This window comes from Dolichospermum sp. LEGE 00246, from assembly GCF_015207865.1.
In the GTDB taxonomy this organism is placed as follows: domain Bacteria; phylum Cyanobacteriota; class Cyanobacteriia; order Cyanobacteriales; family Nostocaceae; genus Dolichospermum; species Dolichospermum heterosporum.
The window spans coordinates 1-18,948 of record NZ_JADEWA010000052.1 but is presented as its reverse complement, the minus strand read 5'-3'; the positions used below and the strand labels follow the sequence as shown (position 1 = coordinate 18,948).

The 18,948-nt window shown below is 37.7% G+C and carries 20 protein-coding genes and 1 pseudogene; 11 read left to right on the top strand and 10 right to left on the bottom strand.

Translation table 11 applies throughout. From position 1 onward, the window contains the following. Positions 1-150 precede the first annotated feature (150 nt). A pseudogene (locus IQ228_RS26470) lies at positions 151-487 on the bottom strand (SagB/ThcOx family dehydrogenase); the annotation flags it as partial. Between the two features lie 157 nt (positions 488-644). Between IQ228_RS26470 and IQ228_RS05940 the strand changes: the two are divergent. The 3 genes from IQ228_RS05940 to IQ228_RS05930 all read left to right on the top strand — a co-directional run bounded on the left by IQ228_RS05940 (position 645) and on the right by IQ228_RS05930 (position 2,688). Then, entirely contained in the window at positions 645-1,130 is a 486-nt protein-coding gene (locus IQ228_RS05940; protein WP_027401665.1) for a hypothetical protein, read from the top strand. A gap of 241 nt (positions 1,131-1,371) precedes the next feature. Beyond that, on the top strand, positions 1,372-1,983 hold the full coding sequence (locus IQ228_RS05935; protein ID WP_027401664.1) for a cupin: 612 nt from the start codon (positions 1,372-1,374) through the stop codon (positions 1,981-1,983). Between the two features lie 234 nt (positions 1,984-2,217). Next, positions 2,218-2,688 carry an ArsC/Spx/MgsR family protein gene (locus IQ228_RS05930; RefSeq protein ID WP_027401663.1) on the top strand — a complete coding sequence of 157 codons (471 nt, stop codon included), beginning with the start codon at positions 2,218-2,220 and terminating at the stop codon, positions 2,686-2,688. Between the two features lie 234 nt (positions 2,689-2,922). Here IQ228_RS05930 and IQ228_RS05925 read toward each other — a convergent pair whose 3' ends face one another. From IQ228_RS05925 to IQ228_RS05910, 4 genes are all read right to left on the bottom strand, one after another. After that, positions 2,923-4,245, bottom strand: coding sequence for a CO2 hydration protein (locus tag IQ228_RS05925; RefSeq protein WP_193962409.1), 1,323 nt, complete (start codon positions 4,243-4,245; stop codon positions 2,923-2,925). A gap of 225 nt (positions 4,246-4,470) precedes the next feature. Continuing rightward, complete coding sequence (locus IQ228_RS05920) at positions 4,471-5,964, bottom strand: NADH-quinone oxidoreductase subunit M (protein ID WP_193962408.1); 1,494 nt, start codon at positions 5,962-5,964, stop codon at positions 4,471-4,473. A 301-nt stretch (positions 5,965-6,265) separates the two neighbouring features. Then, positions 6,266-8,125: an NAD(P)H-quinone oxidoreductase subunit F gene (locus IQ228_RS05915; protein ID WP_027401660.1), complete on the bottom strand. Its 1,860-nt coding sequence runs from the start codon at positions 8,123-8,125 to the stop codon at positions 6,266-6,268. 281 nt (positions 8,126-8,406) lie between these two features. After that, complete coding sequence (locus IQ228_RS05910; protein WP_027401659.1) at positions 8,407-8,601, bottom strand: hypothetical protein; 195 nt, start codon at positions 8,599-8,601, stop codon at positions 8,407-8,409. A 205-nt stretch (positions 8,602-8,806) separates the two neighbouring features. Between IQ228_RS05910 and IQ228_RS05905 the strand changes: the two genes are divergently transcribed. Then, positions 8,807-10,348 (top strand): NAD(P)/FAD-dependent oxidoreductase, encoded by a 1,542-nt coding sequence (locus IQ228_RS05905; protein ID WP_193962407.1) that lies wholly within the window; start codon positions 8,807-8,809, stop codon positions 10,346-10,348. Positions 10,349-10,667: 319 nt separating this feature from the next. Here IQ228_RS05905 and IQ228_RS05900 read toward each other — a convergent pair whose 3' ends face one another. Together IQ228_RS05900 and IQ228_RS05895 are read right to left on the bottom strand one after the other, a co-directional pair. Then, the gene (locus tag IQ228_RS05900; RefSeq protein ID WP_193962406.1) at positions 10,668-11,852 is read right to left on the bottom strand and encodes a CBS domain-containing protein; all 1,185 of its coding nucleotides are present in this window, start codon (positions 11,850-11,852) and stop codon (positions 10,668-10,670) included. A gap of 225 nt (positions 11,853-12,077) precedes the next feature. Further along, positions 12,078-12,419, bottom strand: coding sequence for a recombinase family protein (locus IQ228_RS05895; protein WP_015079420.1), 342 nt, complete (start codon positions 12,417-12,419; stop codon positions 12,078-12,080). A 643-nt stretch (positions 12,420-13,062) separates the two neighbouring features. Between IQ228_RS05895 and IQ228_RS05890 the strand changes: the two genes are divergently transcribed. The 5 genes from IQ228_RS05890 (at position 13,063) to IQ228_RS05870 (ending at position 15,757) form a co-directional block, all read left to right on the top strand. Further along, on the top strand, positions 13,063-13,671 hold the full coding sequence (locus IQ228_RS05890) for a nucleoside monophosphate kinase (protein ID WP_228043718.1): 609 nt from the start codon (positions 13,063-13,065) through the stop codon (positions 13,669-13,671). A 185-nt stretch (positions 13,672-13,856) separates the two neighbouring features. Beyond that, positions 13,857-14,207, top strand: a complete 351-nt coding sequence (gene trxA / locus IQ228_RS05885) for a thioredoxin (RefSeq protein WP_051424255.1) — start codon at positions 13,857-13,859, stop codon at positions 14,205-14,207. Between the two features lie 21 nt (positions 14,208-14,228). Next, entirely contained in the window at positions 14,229-14,588 is a 360-nt protein-coding gene (locus tag IQ228_RS27360) for a hypothetical protein (protein ID WP_370566826.1), read from the top strand. Further along, positions 14,585-15,040 (top strand): CBS domain-containing protein, encoded by a 456-nt coding sequence (locus IQ228_RS05875; RefSeq protein WP_051424254.1) that lies wholly within the window; start codon positions 14,585-14,587, stop codon positions 15,038-15,040. The genes IQ228_RS27360 and IQ228_RS05875 overlap by 4 nt, the downstream gene beginning before the upstream one ends. Positions 15,041-15,199: 159 nt before the next feature. After that, positions 15,200-15,757, top strand: a complete 558-nt coding sequence (locus IQ228_RS05870; RefSeq protein ID WP_035081470.1) for a CBS domain-containing protein — start codon at positions 15,200-15,202, stop codon at positions 15,755-15,757. A gap of 136 nt (positions 15,758-15,893) precedes the next feature. On the opposite strand, the gene IQ228_RS05865 is transcribed toward IQ228_RS05870, so the two are convergent. After that, positions 15,894-16,832 carry a putative 2-dehydropantoate 2-reductase gene (locus tag IQ228_RS05865; RefSeq protein WP_027401652.1) on the bottom strand — a complete coding sequence of 313 codons (939 nt, stop codon included), beginning with the start codon at positions 16,830-16,832 and terminating at the stop codon, positions 15,894-15,896. Positions 16,833-16,949: 117 nt separating this feature from the next. Between IQ228_RS05865 and IQ228_RS05860 the strand changes: the two genes are divergently transcribed. Both IQ228_RS05860 and IQ228_RS05855 read left to right on the top strand, forming a co-directional pair. Beyond that, positions 16,950-17,351, top strand: a complete 402-nt coding sequence (locus IQ228_RS05860) for a fasciclin domain-containing protein (RefSeq protein ID WP_027401651.1) — start codon at positions 16,950-16,952, stop codon at positions 17,349-17,351. Positions 17,352-17,807: 456 nt separating this feature from the next. Then, positions 17,808-18,137: a hypothetical protein gene (locus tag IQ228_RS05855; RefSeq protein WP_027401650.1), complete on the top strand. Its 330-nt coding sequence runs from the start codon at positions 17,808-17,810 to the stop codon at positions 18,135-18,137. Between the two features lie 107 nt (positions 18,138-18,244). Here IQ228_RS05855 and IQ228_RS05850 read toward each other — a convergent pair whose 3' ends face one another. Continuing rightward, positions 18,245-18,517 carry a hypothetical protein gene (locus IQ228_RS05850; protein ID WP_193962405.1) on the bottom strand — a complete coding sequence of 91 codons (273 nt, stop codon included), beginning with the start codon at positions 18,515-18,517 and terminating at the stop codon, positions 18,245-18,247. Between the two features lie 124 nt (positions 18,518-18,641). Then, positions 18,642-18,839 carry a hypothetical protein gene (locus IQ228_RS05845; RefSeq protein ID WP_035081466.1) on the bottom strand — a complete coding sequence of 66 codons (198 nt, stop codon included), beginning with the start codon at positions 18,837-18,839 and terminating at the stop codon, positions 18,642-18,644. Positions 18,840-18,948 lie beyond the last annotated feature (109 nt).

Sequence of the window (18,948 nt, the reverse complement as noted above, 5' to 3'; positions counted from 1 at the left end):
CAAAAACCTAACCCCCCTGCCCCCCTTCCCTACCAGGGAATGGGGTTTTCAAAGCCTCTCCCCGCGTCGGGGAGAGGTTTGGAGAGGGGTCAATTTATACATTCAAAACTTTTCAAACACCCTCTAATAGAACGCCTATTCCAAACGTTCATCTTTAACACATTGATTAACTGGAAAATCGTCAGTACCACAGCCAAAAAGAACAGGTAGTCTTAAAGGTCTGACTGATTTTTATGGTACTTCTTGGCGATATCGCACAACTAGTAATAAACTCCTTATTCTCAAATTCTAAATCTGCATTGAGAATAAGTTTATCAAAATCAAAACATAGTTGTGTGTTGTTTTCATGAAGATATGCCAAAGCAGCGATAGCACCCAAATGGTGTCCGCTATCCAACAAACAATATCTAAAACTCCTGTCTTGATATTTCCAGCTAGACCTATGATAAACACAACTAACTAAAAAAATGAATCCGTTGATACTTTTATTTAGTCAATACCTTGTCCATTTTCTGCTTTGTTGGGTTAATTTTACCCAAACGATAAAATAATTAAATTTATCCACCTGACTACAATTTAAACTGTTAAATAGTAGATATGGGAAATCCCGAATATTCCAGAACAAATGGGATTAATTACCTATTATGCAAAATCATACGAATAGATTTTCATGGTTTGATGTAACAGATGATGTTAAAGAATTATTGATCTTAGCAGCACAGAATTGGGAAAACACCGAAGAATCTACAAAATATATGCAGCAAGCATTAGCTAAAACAGAAGATAACACAGATGTTTTAGTTGCAGCTTATAGATATTTTTACTACAAAAATAATTATGTCTTAGCACTGACAACAGCAGAGAAAATAACCGCTAGAATAAAAAAAGCGGAAAGTCTACCTGATAATTGGCAAGAACTTAAACCTATCCTAGTTAACCGTCACCAAGAACCCGAAATCAGATTGTACTTAACTGCTTATGCTGCTTCAGGTTTGGTATTAGCTAAACTAGGAAAGATAGAACAAGCGAAAGAAATCAGTACCAGAATAAAAAGTATTGATCAAAAAAATGATTTTGGTGCTGGTATTCTTCTCGATATTTTAACTCGTCCACCAGAAGAAGACGATTAAATATGAAGATAAAGAAAACTCCCTACAAATGACAACTACAAGCAATCAACAAATTACGAATCATGAATAATTGGTTATCTTTCAACTCAAATTCCCAGCTAATATCGTCATTTTCTACCCAGAATACTGTGATTCTACCAGGAATGCCTACATCTCCCTTGACTCCTGTAACTAAAATGCCTCAAACATCTCCTCCTATAATTTTTTTACCTAATTCTGCACAGTCAATATTTTAAAATTTATGCAAGGTCAGGATTTATTTGTTGCTGAAAATGGAGAATATCAAGTTTGTAAATCAGCAAGATCATGGGATTTATTGCGTGATAATTATCGTCTCTATCGCTTTTTAACTGAAGTCGAAGACGTTCTCAAAAATGTCGAAGATGAATCAACACGACTACCAGAAATTAGAATGTTGGTAAGACGATTAATGATAAATTCCTATTGGGTACAAAGTCAATCTTTACAACCTGATCCAAAAACGGGAATCTCTGTTTTACTATTATATGATGAATTAGGATTTCCTTTAACTGTACAAACAGTAACATTTGCACCGGGAACAACTTCTACTATTCATAATCATGGAACATGGGGAATAGTGGCAATCTTAAAAGGTCAGGAGAAAAATACATTTTGGAAACGTAGTTATCACCCAGAATTTCCTGATAAAATTGAAAAAACAGGAGAAATAAATTTATCCCCCGGTGATATTGTGAGTTTTACACCGCAAACAATACATCAAGTTCAAGCCATTGGTGAAGAACCAACAGTAACATTTAATATTTATGGAGAAACTAACCCAAAACAGAGATTTGAATTTGATGTAACTAACCACATTGCTAAAAGATTTTAAAAGTAGTAGCAAAAAAAGAAATAACAGATTATGCTGATAAATATTAGAGAAAGTAAGATCCCCGACTTCTTTTTAGATATTGTCAATAAATGAATAATTCATGCTAGAAGTCGGGAATCAAGGAATTAGCTATCAATCAAAATAATCATCTTCCATCTGCGTTTATCTGCGTTTATCTGCGGTTAATTATTTCCTATCCAAACATCCAACCATAACCTTATAGGAGAGACAGCAATGGCTAGAGTAATTTTCTATGAAAAACCAGGCTGTAAAGGTGGTATAAAGCAAAAAGTTTTGCTAACAGCCGCAGGTCATGAAGTAGTAGTATATAACCTATTAACAGAACCTTGGACAGTGGAAAAATTGCGGTCATTTTTTGGCGATCGCCCTGTCAGTGAATGGTTCAATAAAGCTGCGCCTAGTGTAAAATCAGGAGAGGTGAATCCTGAAAACATCACCGCTGAAAATGCCTTGGTCATGATGCTGAGAGATCCCTTATTAATCCGTCGTCCCTTGATCCAAGTAGGGGATAAAAGAGAAGTAGGTTTTGATGTTGAGAAAATTGACGCATGGATAGGCTTAAAAGCTGTAGATGAGTCTTTAAAACAAATGAGTGAACACCTCATGCAGCAGAATCTCCAAGGCTGCACTCATGGAAATAATCACGACCACCATCATGGTAAAGGTGGTTGTAAAAATCACTGATAATGACATGAGGTATTAAAAAATCTCTACCCGCTTCTTTCTTAGTTATCAAAGTTATTCAGAGAAAAAAGGCGGGTAAAAACAATAATTTATCGGTGTTGCTGATTAAGGGTATGAATTTTAGTCTCACGCAAAGGCGCAAAGGCGCAAAGGTAAGAGTTTTAAAGGTTAAATTTGGGAATTTTATACCTCAATTCAATATGGCTACGCCACGCAGGCTATCAGCAACACCATTTATCTATAATCCTGTGTTTGAATGTCCCGTAATCTCGCTGCATCACGCATACCATAATCAGTGCGAGTAAAGCGATTTAGCTGCATTTCAAAAAATTCCCGATTTGCTTGTAAATGCTTGGGGTTTTCATCATCTAAGGGATACAAAAGGGCAGTTCTTAAAGCTTGAATTACCGCTGATGTGACATTGTACATTGAACGTTGAAAAGTGACCCCCAATTGAATCAAAATATCCTCTTCTCCTCGACAATATTCTTGATAATAATCAACAAGATATTGAGGCAAAAAGTGTAACATATCTTGCATTAATAATGTGGGGGGAATACCTGCTGTACCAACGGGAAAGACATCAGCGTAAAGAATGCCATAATGGAAGTCTTTTTGATCTTCTGGAACTTGTCCTGCTTGAGCATTATAAGACTTTGTACCTCTAAATGGTGCTGTGCGATAAAAAACAGCTTCTACATAGGGTAATGCGGCTTCATATAACCAGGTAAAACCTTTAGATTTGGGGATGATTTCATAACATTCACCATCAATATAAACATGATGATAAATGGGACGACCGGCGATCGCAAATATACCATTTATGAGAAAATTCATGGCATCAGGTACACCTTGGAAACCACCTTCATCATAAATATCTGACATTTCAAAAAATACTGGTGCCATGACTTCCCAGAAAAGTCCGAGATTAGAATAATAGGACATCATCCGGCACTGTTCCAAAAACATATCGGGAAACAGTTTATAAAGTCCTAACATCAGGGGATTTTTCCGAAAATAAGCTTTAATGGCTTTATCAGCATTAGTTTTATATTCTTCGGAATCTAAATAGGCATCAAATTGATTAACTGGTGCATACATTTTACGATGCCATAACATAGCTTGCATACAAGCTTCCGCAAATTCCATGTTGATTCTGTCATGGAATAAATGATGGAAAATTTTTGGCATTTTGGTGGTTTCACCTTTTTCCATAAATGCCAAAAGTTCTGGGTGTGCAGTGGCTATACCTCGCCAAATTCTTAAATCAGCATCATCACCTGCATAGTGATTATGTAAGTCTAAATATTCTTGGGGTAAGAAATATTTAAAAGCTGGCAAAGGATCTAAAAATACTCTTTCGGCAATGTACAATAAGTCCCGCCAGTAGAAATCCATCGGTACAGCATAAGCTTTATAAATACCGATAATTTGCATGAGGTTTTCTGGAGTATCTGGCAACATTGAACCGCCAGCTTCTAAGCGATGAATAATTTCTGCAAATTCGTGTTTTGAAGGTGGGATTTTTGTATTTGGTTTAGCTGGAGTTTGTACCATAATATTTTTGTTTTGGGTTTATTTGTTGGCTTCCACACCCGCCTGGAACTTAAGTTCCAGGCTAATAGCTAAAGTTTACTAAAGTAAACTAGGGATTTTCTCGTTCCCATACTCTGTGTGGGAATTAATTCTAGAAGGCTCTGCCTTCAATAATATTAGAATTAGAGGCAGAGCCTCTGTGATAGCATTCCCAGTCGGAGACTGGGAACGAGATATTGATCATAACTACTTCAAGGCAATTACGGTTTTTGCGGTGGTGGGAACTGCCGCTACCATAGCGGTAGTTGTGGTTTCACTCCAACGCACTAACCAAATTGGTTGTACTCCTAAAAAGATGATTAAGGATGCCAAAATTAGCGCGGGGACTTTTTCATTCCATAATACTCTGGGATAGTAAGCTAGGTTATTTTGCAGTTTGCCAAAACAGGTACGGTTGAGAAGAATAACAAAATAAACTGCGGTTAAACCAGATGCCACTACACATAAAATTGTGGAAATTGGAAAGCTGGAAAAACTGCCTTGAAAGGAAATAAATTCGGCAATAAAACCTGTTAAACCGGGGATACCAGCACTAGCCATGCCACCTAAAACCAGTAAAGCACTAATTAATGGTAAACCGCGAATAGGACTCATTAAACCATTCAGTTTGTCTAATTCTCTTGTACCAACTTTGGTTTCAATAACTCCGACTAAATGGAAGAGAATAGCGAGAATAATTCCATGACTAAACATTTGAGAAACTGCACCAACTAAGGCTAAGGGTGTGGCTGCTGCTGCTGCTAGTAAAATATACCCCATGTGTCCGATAGAACTATATGCTACCATGCGTTTGATGTCTTTTTGTGATATCGCTACAACTGCGCCATAAATCGCGCTAATTGCCCCCCAAATTGCTAAATTTGGGGCGATAATCTGCCAAGTTTGAGGAAACATTCCCAAGCCAAATCGTAATAATCCATAAGTTCCCAGTTTCGCTAAGACTCCACCTAGCAAAATAGCGATAGGTGTGGAAGCTTCAACATAAGCATCTGGTAGCCAAGTATGGAAAGGAATTAATGGAATCTTGATACCAAAACCTAAAACTATTCCTGCTAATAATACTAATTGCATTCCCGCAGAAATGTTTTGAGTCGCCACAGCGTCAAAGGCAAAACTATGAGAACCAGTTAACCATACCATGCCTAAAAAGGTGGCTAAAATTAAAGCCCCAGAAATTGCTGTGTAAATCAGGAATTTCATGCCTGCATAAGCTCGTTTTTCTCCTCCCCAAATAGAAATTAGTAAATAAAAGGGAATTAATTCCAATTCATAGAAGAGGAAGAACAAAAGCAAATTTTCTGATAAGAAAGCACCAGCAACGCCACCAGTAACAAACAAAATCAGGGAATAAAATAACCGAGGACGTTCTGTATCTTTACTGCTGCTATAAATAGCAATCCAAGTGAGTAAGCTATTTAACACCAACATTAATACTGATAGTCCATCAACTCCTAATTGATAATTCAAACCTAATGTTTCATTCCAAGGTAGATATTCTGTAAACTGCATCCCTGGATTGCTGATATCAAATTTTAACAAAATGAAAATATTCCACAGCAAAACTAAACCTGTGACGATTAAAGATACTAACCGAATCTGACTCGCAGGAACATTTTTTGCTGGATAAAAACCGATGATTATAGCGGCTATAATTGGTAGCCAAATTAAAACACTCAACATATTTATTAATTGGTAGTTGGTAATTGGTAATTGGTAATTGGTAATTGGTAGTTGGTAATATAGTGGTTCTCCCTTGAGTGAGATACAAGAACCCCATCCCCAATCCCCTCCAATATCAAAAGTTTATCCTTTTCTTCTTTTCTTCCCCCCCGGTGCGGGGGGTGCGAGGATGGGGCTATGATGTATCTCATTCAAGTGCTTCTGCGAGAAAGGTGCTTGTTAATCACTGGATTATTCCTAATCTGATTTAGATGGTATATTATCATTTTAGATTATTATCAGCAATCTAAATCATAGATAGTTAGAAAATTAAATCCATGAGTTGAATCCCCCAGAAAGGCCATGTTACCCAAGCACCTAAAATACCAACTCCTAAAAGCACTGTTAAGGCATAAGATTGAGTTTGCCCATTGTTACTATATTTCAAGCCTTCACCACCTAAAAGAGAAAATAAACCCACAAAATTGACGATACCATCTATTACAAATCTGTCCAGCATATCGGCAAATTTAGAAAGTTGGGCAACGCCGAAAATAATGGTAACTTTGTAAATTTGAGGGGTGTAAAAATCGTAAGCAAATAGGTTTTGTAAACCTTGCCAGGGTAAACGAATTGGTTTGGGAATGTTGCCTAAATAGATGATGCTACTAATACTACAACCGAAGATACTAGACCAAATTAATAGCAGGGCTACGTCTTTATTTAATGTTGCCCAGACGGGAAGTAATGATAAACTTTGTAAAACTAAAGGTAGATGCAAAACAAAGCCAGATAAAACCATCATTGGTAAAACCATCAACCATAAAGCTTCGGGAGAACGTTCACTCATTTGTTTGGGTTTACCACCAAAGATTAAAGCAAATTCTCTAGTTAAACTAAATGCAGTTAAGGCATTAACCACAATAACTATTCCTACTAAAATCGGATGTGTTCCCCATAAACCATCAGCTAATTTAAACAATGCCCAAAAACTACCTAAAGGGGGAAAACCAATTAAACCCAATGTACCGATAATAAATGCTATCCCAGACATGGGGCGGCGTGACCATAATCCACCGAGTTGGGTAACATCTTGGGTGACACTGTTCCAAACAATTCCCCCCGTACTCATAACTAATAATGCAGCGGACAAGGCATGGGTGATGACTAATAATAATGCGGTTTCATCCTGCTGTGTGCCTACAGCAATAAATATCAAGCCCATGTAAACACTGACAGAATAGGATAAACAGCGTTTAATGTCAATTTGAGCGATCGCAATTAACGCCCCACCAATCGCTGTCACCGCCCCAATCGCCACTATCGTCGAAGATGCCACAGGTGATAAACTAAACACAGGTTGCAATTTAATTAATACCCATGCCCCACTGGCAACCACCACCGAACTCCGCAAAATTGTACTGGGAACAGGTCCCTCCATCGCCTCATCTAACCACAAGTGCAAAGGAAACTGGGCGCATTTACCCATAGGTCCAGCTATTAACCCCAAGCACACTAAAGTAATAATTGTCGGGTCAACATTCGCCGTAGTCGCCCATGCAGCTAACTCTGTATAATTCCAAGTCCCTGAAAGTGTCCACAGTCCCAAGACACCCATTAATAAAAATAAGTCTCCCACCCGTTTGGTCAAAAAAGCATCTCGCGCCCCGGTGACTACTAAGGGCTGACTAAACCACAAACCTACTAATAGGTAAGTTCCCAAAGTCAGGATTTCCAGAATTACATAACTGAAAAATAAATCGTTACACAAAACTAAGGCACAAAGACCAGCTTCAAATAATCCCAATAAGGAAAAGAAGCGTCCCCAACCCCAGTCCATTTCCATATAACCAATGGCATATATCTGCGCCAGCAAGTTCAAGCCGGTAATAATAATTAACGCCCCTACGTTGACGGCAGAAATTTCTAAATTAATGGTTAGTTGTAACCCTGCTGTAGATAGCCAAGGAATAAATACTTCTTTAGCTGGATGATTCCAAATAACAAAGAAAGCAAAGACGGCATGGAAAAAGGAGACAAAGGTCATTACTATGTTGACATATCCCGCTGGTCGAGGACCTGTTTTGCGAATGATCCCCGGAGACCAGGGTATGGCTAAAAGCCCGCCTATCAAAGCATAAACCGGAATCAGCCACACAGTGTCTAGCAAATACTGAGCCATTCAATTACCTCTATAGTTTGCAGCAAAAATTAAAGAAAATACACCAACTACTGAGTCTAGTGATCACAGATAAGGGAAATTTATCTTTATTTAATATTATTAGAAATAGCTTACCGTTATCTGTGCCAAAAATAAATTATTTAATTAGATAAATCCACGATACCTTTTGTAAAGAATTCTTATATTTCAAAGCATTGAATTATTAAATAGTAACTATTATTTTAACTCTATGGATTGTATTTTTCTATAGTATGGGGGCGGCATTTTCCACCCCATCACTTTTACACTTTAGCAATTATGTCAAGGTGGAAATTAGGGAAATTACTTTCCGTAATGATCACCGGTTGGCTGAGTTGGCTAATGGGCGCTGGTTTCATATCCCGGTAATCAATAATCTGGACAACAATTAGGTATGCGATCGCCAAAAGTATAGAAATTGCCCCTGTAATAATTGCAACTATCTGAGAACGCTTCATAAGTATTTCCTGCAAATTAAGTTATTGTCACTGTTCTATCTCTAGATTGACATAAACTATGGATCAGTTTCATTTGCCAAAATATAAGTAGGTTAGCATTGAAAATTGTCGTTATGCGAAGGCAAGAGGCTTTGGGCGATTTTACTTTTCTTTACGTATCTAGCAAAGATAATATCAATATAGAACTTTGCTGAAACTAACCCTTATGTCACTAACTGAAGAAATTCTCTCCCAACTCCCAGGCGATGTTTTAGGCGGCTTGCGTCGTACTGACAGTATATTAACATCGTTGCGAAAAGGTAACGCACCCATACCCAACGTAGTTAAAGAAAATCCCAAAAATTTAGAATCTGTAGAATTTGATGTCATTATTTGCGGTGGAACTTTAGGAATTTTGATTGGTTGCGCCTTAGCTGTACGTGGTATGGACGTAGCCTTACTAGAAAGGGGAATTTTGCGCGGAAGAGAACAGGAATGGAATATTTCTCGCAAAGAGTTAGAAGTATTTCGGGAATTGGAATTGTTGACAGCAGACGAATTAGCACAAGCTATCGTCACAGAATATAATCCCGCAAGAGTTAGCTTTCAAGGAGGGACAGAAGTATGGGTAGAAGATGTTCTTAACATTGGTGTCAATCCTATTTATCTTCTGGAAACCTTAAAAACCCGCTTTCTTAAGCTTGGAGGAAAGTTATTTGAAAATACACCATTTAATGATGCAGTAGTTCACCCAAATGGAGTTATGCTCAATAACCAATTTACCGCGAAATTGTTATTGGATGCTATGGGAAATCTTTCCCCCATTAGCCAACAAGCGCGTCAAGGAAAAAAACCAGATGCGCTTTGTTTGGTTGTGGGAAGTTGTGCGAAAGGATTTGCGGAAAATAACTCCGGTGACTTGTTGTTATCTTTCACAGCTTTGGAAAATCAATGTCAATATTTCTGGGAAGCTTTTCCAGCTAAGGATGGTAGAACCACATATTTATTTACTTATATGGATGCCGATGCACAACGATTAAGTTTAGAAACTTTATTTGATGAATATTTACGCCTGTTACCAGGATATCAAGGTGTGGAAATTAATAGCCTAAATTTTCAACGGGCGTTGTTTGGTTTCTTTCCTAGTTATCGTCAAAGTCCTCTGCAAACCCCTTGGAGTCGGATTTTACCAGTGGGAGACAGTAGCGGGAATCAATCACCTTTAAGCTTTGGTGGTTTTGGGGCTATGGTGCGTCATTTACAAAGGTTAACTTTGGGAATTGCAGAAGCACTAAAAACTGATCAATTATCTGCCCAATCTTTGGCAATATTGCAACCCTATCAACCGAGTTTAAGTGTAACTTGGTTATTCCAAAAAGCGATGAGTGTAGGTGTAAATCAGAAAATTGATTCCCATCAAATTAACCAATTACTCTCCGCTGTATTTGCCCAAATGCAGCAGTTAGGAACACCTGTTTTAAAACCTTTTTTACAAGATATTGTTCAGTTTGGGGCGTTAACAAAAACTTTGTTAAAAACTGGTTTATCTCATCCTTTATTAGTTGCGAAAATCATTCCCCAAGTTGGTTTATTTAGTTTATTAGATTGGCTGTTACATTATGTTAATTTAATTGTGTATACTAGTTTGTTCTCTCTAAGTCCAAGATTAGAAATATTAGTTAATAATCTATCACCAGAAAAACGATATTATTGGCATCGGTTAATAGATAAATGGAAGTTTGGTTCTGGTCGTGATTATTCTGAATAATACAGCACTTTCCGGTGTGATGAGGTACATATCCAGCGGGCAAGATGCCCGCACTACAAGAGTTTCATGATTCAAGTTTGTACCTCATTAGAGCGAAATCTGCTGTATCTGGTAAATGGTTATGAATAGAGGTTTTGTGATTTTATACGTCAAATTAGTTTAACGCTCCCATTGACATAGTATTAATATTGATATTATTACAGATTTAGTAAAAGATGCAGTAACTGATATGGAATCTAATGAAGAGCTAGTTCCAGAACCCAGGGCAAACGCATCTTATTTTTAGAATGCTTACTAAACAATAGTCCTATATATTTTTTCAGCTATGAAGACAATGGCGGATTTTTTCCATCTCCGTTGTCACTAAACCTAAATACATTTGCTGTAATTCTGTGGATAAATCAGGGTTTTTGATCAAATGTTCTATCCGGCTTTGCACAGTAGCAATCAAGTTATTTAAGTTTTCGTCAGCAACTATATGTTGTTTCTGTATCTGCTTTAAATCTGGCTGTAGAGGTAGTTCGGTGGAGTTAGTTTGGCTATGGAAATATTTAGCTTTCTCTGTTTCCAATTGAGCTACAGTTATTTGTAATGTTTCTATGACTCCATACATCTCCAGTGGATCAAATATCCGTAACAAACTGGTTTGAGTGACGATCGCTAACTTTGCTCCCCAATCCCAGGATACAACTAATCGCTGCACTCGTCGCTGCTGCATTTCTTGATGGGCAGACCATAGGGAATCTTCTGGACTAAGCAAAAATAAGGGTGTACTCATCACTGTTTTTGCTTGAATTTGAGCCAAATTTAATCCCAATACTTGAAATTGTACGATGTCTCTTTCTGTCACAATTCCTACTGGTTTAAAAGCTAATAAGACATCGTTCCAGGAATCTGTTTTGACTATCACCACGCAACTAACTTGATTTTCCGCCATCATCTGTGCCAAACTGAGTACGGAGGCTGTGGGTGGTGCATGAATTACCTGAGTGGTCATTACTTCTGACACCCGCCGCATTTTCAGCAAGTTGGTGGGGCGCAAAACTTGCCTAATACTTTCTGGGGAGACAATCCCCAGGAGTTGTTTCTCTGCATTGGTGATCACTAAGTGGCGAATGCGATATCGTCGAAACAAAAACAGTGCAGCAAAGATATCCCGAAATGCAGTTTCCGCTAAGGTTATGACTGGATGCACCATGACATCAGCTATTTTCACATGAGCAAAATCTCTACCCGCCGCTGTAAGTTTGACAATATCTCGCTCTGTGAAAATACCCAGTATTTCTGTTTCTTCCATGACTAAAATACAACTTGAACGCGTACCTCGCATGGAACTAAAGCCAATTGCTGAATCAAAATCAGGTAATAAACAACTATTACCTCGCGTCTGATTCATTAAATTCACAACATCAATTAGGGAAGTCTGGGGCGCAACAACCAGTGGATACCTATCTATCGCCTCTTCTAAACAGGGAACGCCAATGAGTGGGTCATCAATTTGCATGGTTCACAATAGCTGATGAAGTTAATTTATGAAGTTTTGTAAAGTTTTTGTCATATATATATCATTTTCTACAAATTTCAGTTATGATACGGGGGATGTAAAGGATAAATCGAGGAAACAGTTTATATATAAAGGGTTTACCGATTAAAAGGTAAATGGGGGATAAAATTTAAACAAAAGAAGACATTTTTGCTTTGTGGTTCTAAATCAGAGCCAATAAGTACATCAGTCTTCATCCATGCCAGAAATCCTCTGTATTTTACCATATAGCCTGTCTAGGACTCTTTTAACTGATACAGGTTGCCACTGACTCCCTCGCTTGGTTGTATATCCTTGCTGGTTAAGCCATGCGGCAATTTGTGGAAGTGATTTTCCTGACTTGTGGTGACGGCGAATTAATTCAATGATCTGTTGTTCAGATGGATTCTCTACTAGTTCACCATTAACTGACTGTTGACCAAAAGCAGGTGAACCATAGCCGGCATAGCCGCCACTGGCAGCTTTCGCTTTCCTGGCTTGGTCTAGCTTTTCCCACAGGTAAGAGTCTTTTGATTTTTCAGTTGCCATAGTTTTGAGAATTCAATCACCTCTGTAGATGTCAGTAACCCAGCCCTAAAGGGACTGGGCTTGCAAGAGTAATCAAGCAAGCCGTACTGACCAGACCACCCTGAGTTTACTCTTATGGTAGCCGTTATTTGAGTCACGACACCCCGGAATGCGAAGCTAGTTCCCTGCTCTGTCATTTGCAATTAAACAGTTTTAAGGTCACTGAAACAGTGTTGCAAGTCTAAAAAGCTCTTATAACAGGTCGAAGCTAACATTACCCCAGAAATGGGAGTTGGTTTCCAGGTTCCAATCAAAAATCTGGTTTTAATTTTAATATCCACAGCGGTTAAAACCGCTCGTGTCGTTTCCCTCTCAGGTCTAAAGACGCTGAGTTTCCCACTTACCGGGTATTCTTATGATATCTCAAATATTGGTTAGTCCTAGAGGAATCCTATATTTGGGGATTGTAAGTAATTGGACAAAAATATTTACAGTCATTGCGAGCGAAGGGAAGCAATCACAACCCTTGGAATTGCTTCATTTTACTTCGTTATATATGGCTAACGCCACGCTGCGCTAACGCAATGGCATTGTGTAATTAATTCTGTCTCACTACTTATTGGTTGTTGATTTCATCTCATTTTCAGTTGGAAATAGGGGGTGTTTGAATGCGATTGATTTTCTTGGGAGTACCGGGTGCTGGCAAGAGTACCCAGGGGCAGCACTGTCAAGCCAATGGCAAATTCCGCATATTTCCATTGATGATATATGCCGTCAGGCGATCGCCAAGGAGACTTCTTTCGGCTTAAAAGTCAAGCCCTATATAGAAAGAGGTGATGTAGTTCCAGATGATTTCCTGCTGAATATCATCCGCCAACGCTTAAATCATGCCTCTGCTCAACAGGGTTGGATTCTGGATGGATTTCCTGGTAACTTATCCCAGGCGAAACTTCTTGATCAACTACTATTAGAAATCCAGGCTAAAAACCACAATACTTCATCAAAACAGCTTTACGACCAAGTTTTTAGCTTTTATGTCCCCATTGATGTTTTGTTGCCAAGGTTACTGCAACAAAGCCGCCTAGATGATACTCGTGATAGTATTTACAAGCGAATAGAACTCTATCATGAGCATTCTGCGTCCTTAATTCAGTATTATCGCCAACAAAATTGTTTAACTATGATTAATGGCGATCGCTCAGTTGAAATAGTAACTCAGTTTTTACAAGATTCCGTTGCCAAATCTTATTTAACAGCAAATAAAAAAATTTAACTGCTGGAAAAATATTTCCTATTTTATGCGAAAGAAAAGAAAAATCAAAAGATTACAATTTCTATGGCATCAGAGTTATAGAACTTCTGAGCATTGCGTTACCTCAACAAATAACCTCAATTATTTGACAATTTTCCATCTTACAACTACATAATCACCAATTTAAATTTTTGCTGGAGAAACCTATGGCTACTTCTGAAAGTCTGAATGAAAGTCTTGTTAAATATATCCAAAAATCAGAATTTGAATCGCTATTAGAGGCGGAAGAGTTGTTTGTCATGGACTGTACCGCAACTTGGTGCGGACCTTGTAGGATGGTTGCTCCTTTAATGGATAAACTAGCCGAAGAATACAAAGATCAGGTAAAAGTGGTCAAATTAGATGTTGGTGACGGCGAAAATCAAAGCATTGCTAAAGAGTACGGTATTCGCAGTATTCCCGCAGTTATGTTTTTCAATAAAGGTGAATTATCAGAAATAGTTGTTGGGGTAGTTCCCTATGAAAAATTCACCACGGCTTTAAACAAAATACTTTAACATTCTTGAGGGGGTTTCTCCATGCAGAGAGCGTATATATTTCCATGTCCTAATTGCGGTAGTCAAGCAAAACGTCAGTTTTTAACTGATGAAAAACTAGCTCACAAGTATTCTTTGATTAATCAAATTATCCGCACAGAGTGTCCAGTTTGTGACTACCTGATGGTAATACGCTCTCTGGATGGAAGTGTCATTGAAGCTTACGCACCTGGAATACCAAGTAATTTTCAACCATTAACGACATCTAATCTTTCTCCAGAAGTGTCTAAGCAGCACATATTAGAGATGAGTAAATCTATTTTATTCTCCCCCATAAGTAGACATTTACCAAATGAAAATCCCAAAAATTCATACTCATTACTTTCAGGATCTCAACCATGATTAAAGCTGAAGACATAATGACCACAGAAGTTGTGACAATTCGCGGTTCAGCAACCGTAGCAGAAGCTGTAGCACTGATGAAAGAACGCCATCTGCGCTCTTTAATTGTCGAACCTCGCACAGAAAATGACCCCTATGGCATGATAACTGAAACTGATATTGTTTATAAAGTTGGTGCTTATGGTCAAGACCCCAAACAAGTGCGAGTTTATGAAATTATGACCAAGCCTTGTATTGTCGTCAATCCTGAGCTTGGTGTGGAGTATATAGCCCGCTTATTTGCTAATACAGGCATCCGTCGCGCTCCTGTCATTAAAGGTAAACTATTAGGAATCATCTCAATTACTGATATTCTCAGAAAAAGTGACTTTGTGGAAAATCCAAAAAGCTATTTTGAGATGTATTGTCAGGAATTTCCCGATGCTTTAGAAGCCAGAGTTTACGAAGATTAAATCCAATAATTCATGTTTTTTTGCCCAGTTAAGCATACTCATTTACATAAGAATAATGAGCAATCTGGAGAAAGCTGAAACGGGATTTTTGCAAATTCATGACAATTCAAAAGTTACCCACAAATTTCAATCCAACTATTGATAGGAACTTATAAACCGATGATGAAAGCTGAAGACATAATGACCACAGAAGTTGTAACAATTCGTGGTTCAGCAACCGTAGCAGAAGCTGTAGATTTAATGAAATATAAAGGTTTGCGCTCTTTAATTGTTGAACCTCGCACAGAAAATGACCCCTATGGTATGGTCAGTGAAACTGATATTGTTTATAAAGTTGCTGCTTACGGTAAAGACTCCAAACAAGTGCGAGTTTATGAAATTATGACCAAGCCTTGTATTGTTGTCAATCCTGAACTTGGTGTGGAGTATGTAGCCCGCTTATTTGCCAATACAGGCATCCGTCGCGCTCCTGTAATTAAAGGTAAGCTATTAGGAATCGTCTCAATTACCGATATCCTCAGAAAAAGTGATTTGTTTGAAAATCCAAAACGCATCTTTATTGAAGACGAAATAGAAGTTGCACGGGAAGAAGCGAGAACAATTTGTACAACTAAGGGCGATTCTTCTCGTGAATGTGCAGCAGCTTGGGATATTGTAGAAGAACTTCTGGCAGTAGCATCTGACCAAAGATTAGTGAAGGAGAATGTTGTCGAATAAATATTATTTGCCTTGCCTGATTTGCCCAAAATTCTCATAGGGGTAAAGGTTTTTTCTTGCCTTTGTCCCTTTAAATAACACCTATAGAGATAGTTGATTTGTCCATTTTTTTTAGAGGATCAGTCAGGATTTAGATTTAACTTCTATTTTTCATATCCAAAAACTTTAATTGTTGATATAAACAACGAATTTGCTGCAAATTTACACCTGCTAATTCTGCTTTTCTTAATGGATTACCAAAAATTGCGTCTACTTCTAAAGGACGCTTTTCATCAAAATCAATTTTCATACTGGTGCGGTAGGGTTTCATTTTTGTGGTGTAATCTAACATGGTTTGAATAAAACTTTCAGGAATGATTCTCCCGGTACTTTTTGCCCCTGCGACTACCTCCCACATCAAACTTTCCACTAACTGACGAGTGTGAATATCCGTCATCAATTCATCTGTTCTCCCATCAAGAATTACAGATAAGCCATTATAGGGAATATTCCAGACTAACTTTTTCCAACGTCCTAATAGTAGATCTTCTAACATTTCTATAGATATACCAGCATTTTCAAAATCTGTGGTAACTTCCCGCATTTTTTTAGTAATGCCGGTTAATTGATAATTAGATTTATACTCACCTAAAGTAATTTGTCCATAATCTAAATGATGAATATGTCCTGGTCCAACTTTATTAGCACAGAGAAAACATAAACCCCCAATAATGCTGACATTATTGACAATTTCTGCAACTTCTGCTTCTATATCCAGTCCATTTTGTAATACCAATACTACCCCGTCATCTTTAACTATTGGTGGTAATAAATGGGGTAAAAGTTGATTTTGGGTTGTTTTTAGTGATATTATTACCACATCACAGGGTGGCATTTTGTCTACATTGTTATGAGCATTAACTTGGGAGAGGGTGAAATCACCGTCTTTAGACTCAATAATGAGACCATTTTCCCTTACCTGTTGGTAATCACTTTTGAGTAAATAGTGAACTTCTAAACCAGATTTTTGGAGTTTTGCGCCATAAAATCCACCTAATGCGCCGGTTCCTAATATTGCATAAGTGCGTTTATCCATTTGATGTATAAAAAAAACTGAAGAAAATCATCAGACTATATTTTATCAGAATTGTCATTAATAAAACTTAAACATGATTTACTATCTTGTAGAAGCTTTGCTAGAGAGGTAAAATTCATGGCTGATATTGTTGATATTGCAGTTAGTAATGATGCGTTTAAAACTTTGGTAGCTGCTGTTTCTGCTGCTGGGTTAGTGGAAACATTAAAAAGTCCGGGTCCATTCACCGTGTTTGCACCCACTGATGACGCTTTTGCTAAGTTACCACCAGGCACAATTACAACTTTATTACAAAATATTCCCCAGTTAGCACGGATTTTAACCTATCACGTTGTTCCTGGAAAGTTAACAAAGGATGATTTAGCGAAACTAGGTACAGTCAATTCTGTGGAAGGTTCTCCCATCAAAATTAATTGTGAAGATGGTTTTGAGGTGAAAAACGCCACAGTTTTAGCAGCAGATATTATTGCTGATAATGGTGTAATTCACGTTATTGATACTGTGATTTTGATGGGTTAGTCCCACAAGCTGAATTTTTTGATTTTGACATTCTGATAGAGACGCTGGAAGCAACGTCTCTATATACTAAACACGGGTGAGATCTAAACTTTTGCCAAATGACAAAGAACCCAGATGTGTAGGGGTTTAGCTCATGCTTTACCCCCTACCTTTAGAATCAAACAATCAAGCCGTTTTGAGTAAGTAGGTGAACAGAATAAAACCAATCTGTGTAAAGAAAAGTAAAATCGCCCAAACCCTCTTGCATGAGTGCCTCTTGCCTTGCCATAACGACGATTTTCAATGCTAACCTACTTATAATTAAAATTAAGAAATTGAGTTGTTAGGGCTAATTCTTTAAAAAATGTAACATAAATGGTGTAACCACTCACTTTTGAGATAAGATTACTTAAGTAACCTGGAATTTATAATAAAACCTAATCATAAGAACCTACAATTACCTATCCCCCAAAATTAATGTTAGATTTTCACACCTTAACTGAATTTTCCCGCAATCACTGTATAGGTATCTGTGGCTTTCTAGTCCCGGCTAATGTCTTGACTACCTTATTAACGATTATCCTCGCGTTTCTAAATCGTCCCATGCGTCAAGTCTGGGCATCTGTGACACTAGCCTGTACATTTGCTGCAATCATGATGCTGCACGTTTATACTTGGTTTATGATTGGTGTAGTGATGTTACCCACGTATGTCTTGTTATCCCTAGCTGTCACCTGTTTATTAACTAATCTTTTAGTAATTATCTGGCGGAGAAATCCTCTACAATTATTTTCTCTAGGTAAATAATGACAGCATCAATCAAAAGTTAGAAGTAAAAACGTAATTTTATTTCAACTTTCTATATCCCCGACTTCTTAAAGAAGTCGGGGATTTTACTCTAGCAATGTTTAGTGTTAGTGAGAAAAACCACCCCTATAACTGCCGCTATAACTGCCGCCATAACCACCGCCATAACTACCGCCATAACTGCCGCTATAACTGCCGCTATAACCACCGATATAACTGCCGCTATAACTGCCGCTATAACCACCATAATGACTGCCATGATGACCACTACCGAGAATGGTTTGTATTTCGTCGGTAGCTAGTTCATTAAGAAAACTAGTATCATCATTAAATAAATCATAGCCTACAGGAAGTAGTGGGGATATTTGGATATTAGCCACGATCATTCCTCTTTGAGATATTTTCTTGACCAAAAATACATAAACAGTCAGAATAGTAGTAAAAGTAGAAATTACTATTCTAACTATTAGTAATAGCTGTTAGTTAACAGCTATCTTTTGAATTTTAATAACCCCAATATCTCCCGTTATGACTTTTGTGAGAGTAATGATGGTTGTGATGAGAATGACAGCTATGATGATGATAACCACCACCGAGAACGTTTTGTACTTCATCGGTAGCTAGTTCATTCATAAAACTAGCAGCATCATTGAATAAATCATAACCAACAGGAAGTAATGCGGATATTTGGATATTAGCCATGATAATTCCTCTTTGTATGTATTATCTTGATAAAAGATAGGTAAGATTAGATGTGATATACACCAACCTTAGTTTTTATTCTTTCAAAAAGAATTTATAAATTCAAGGC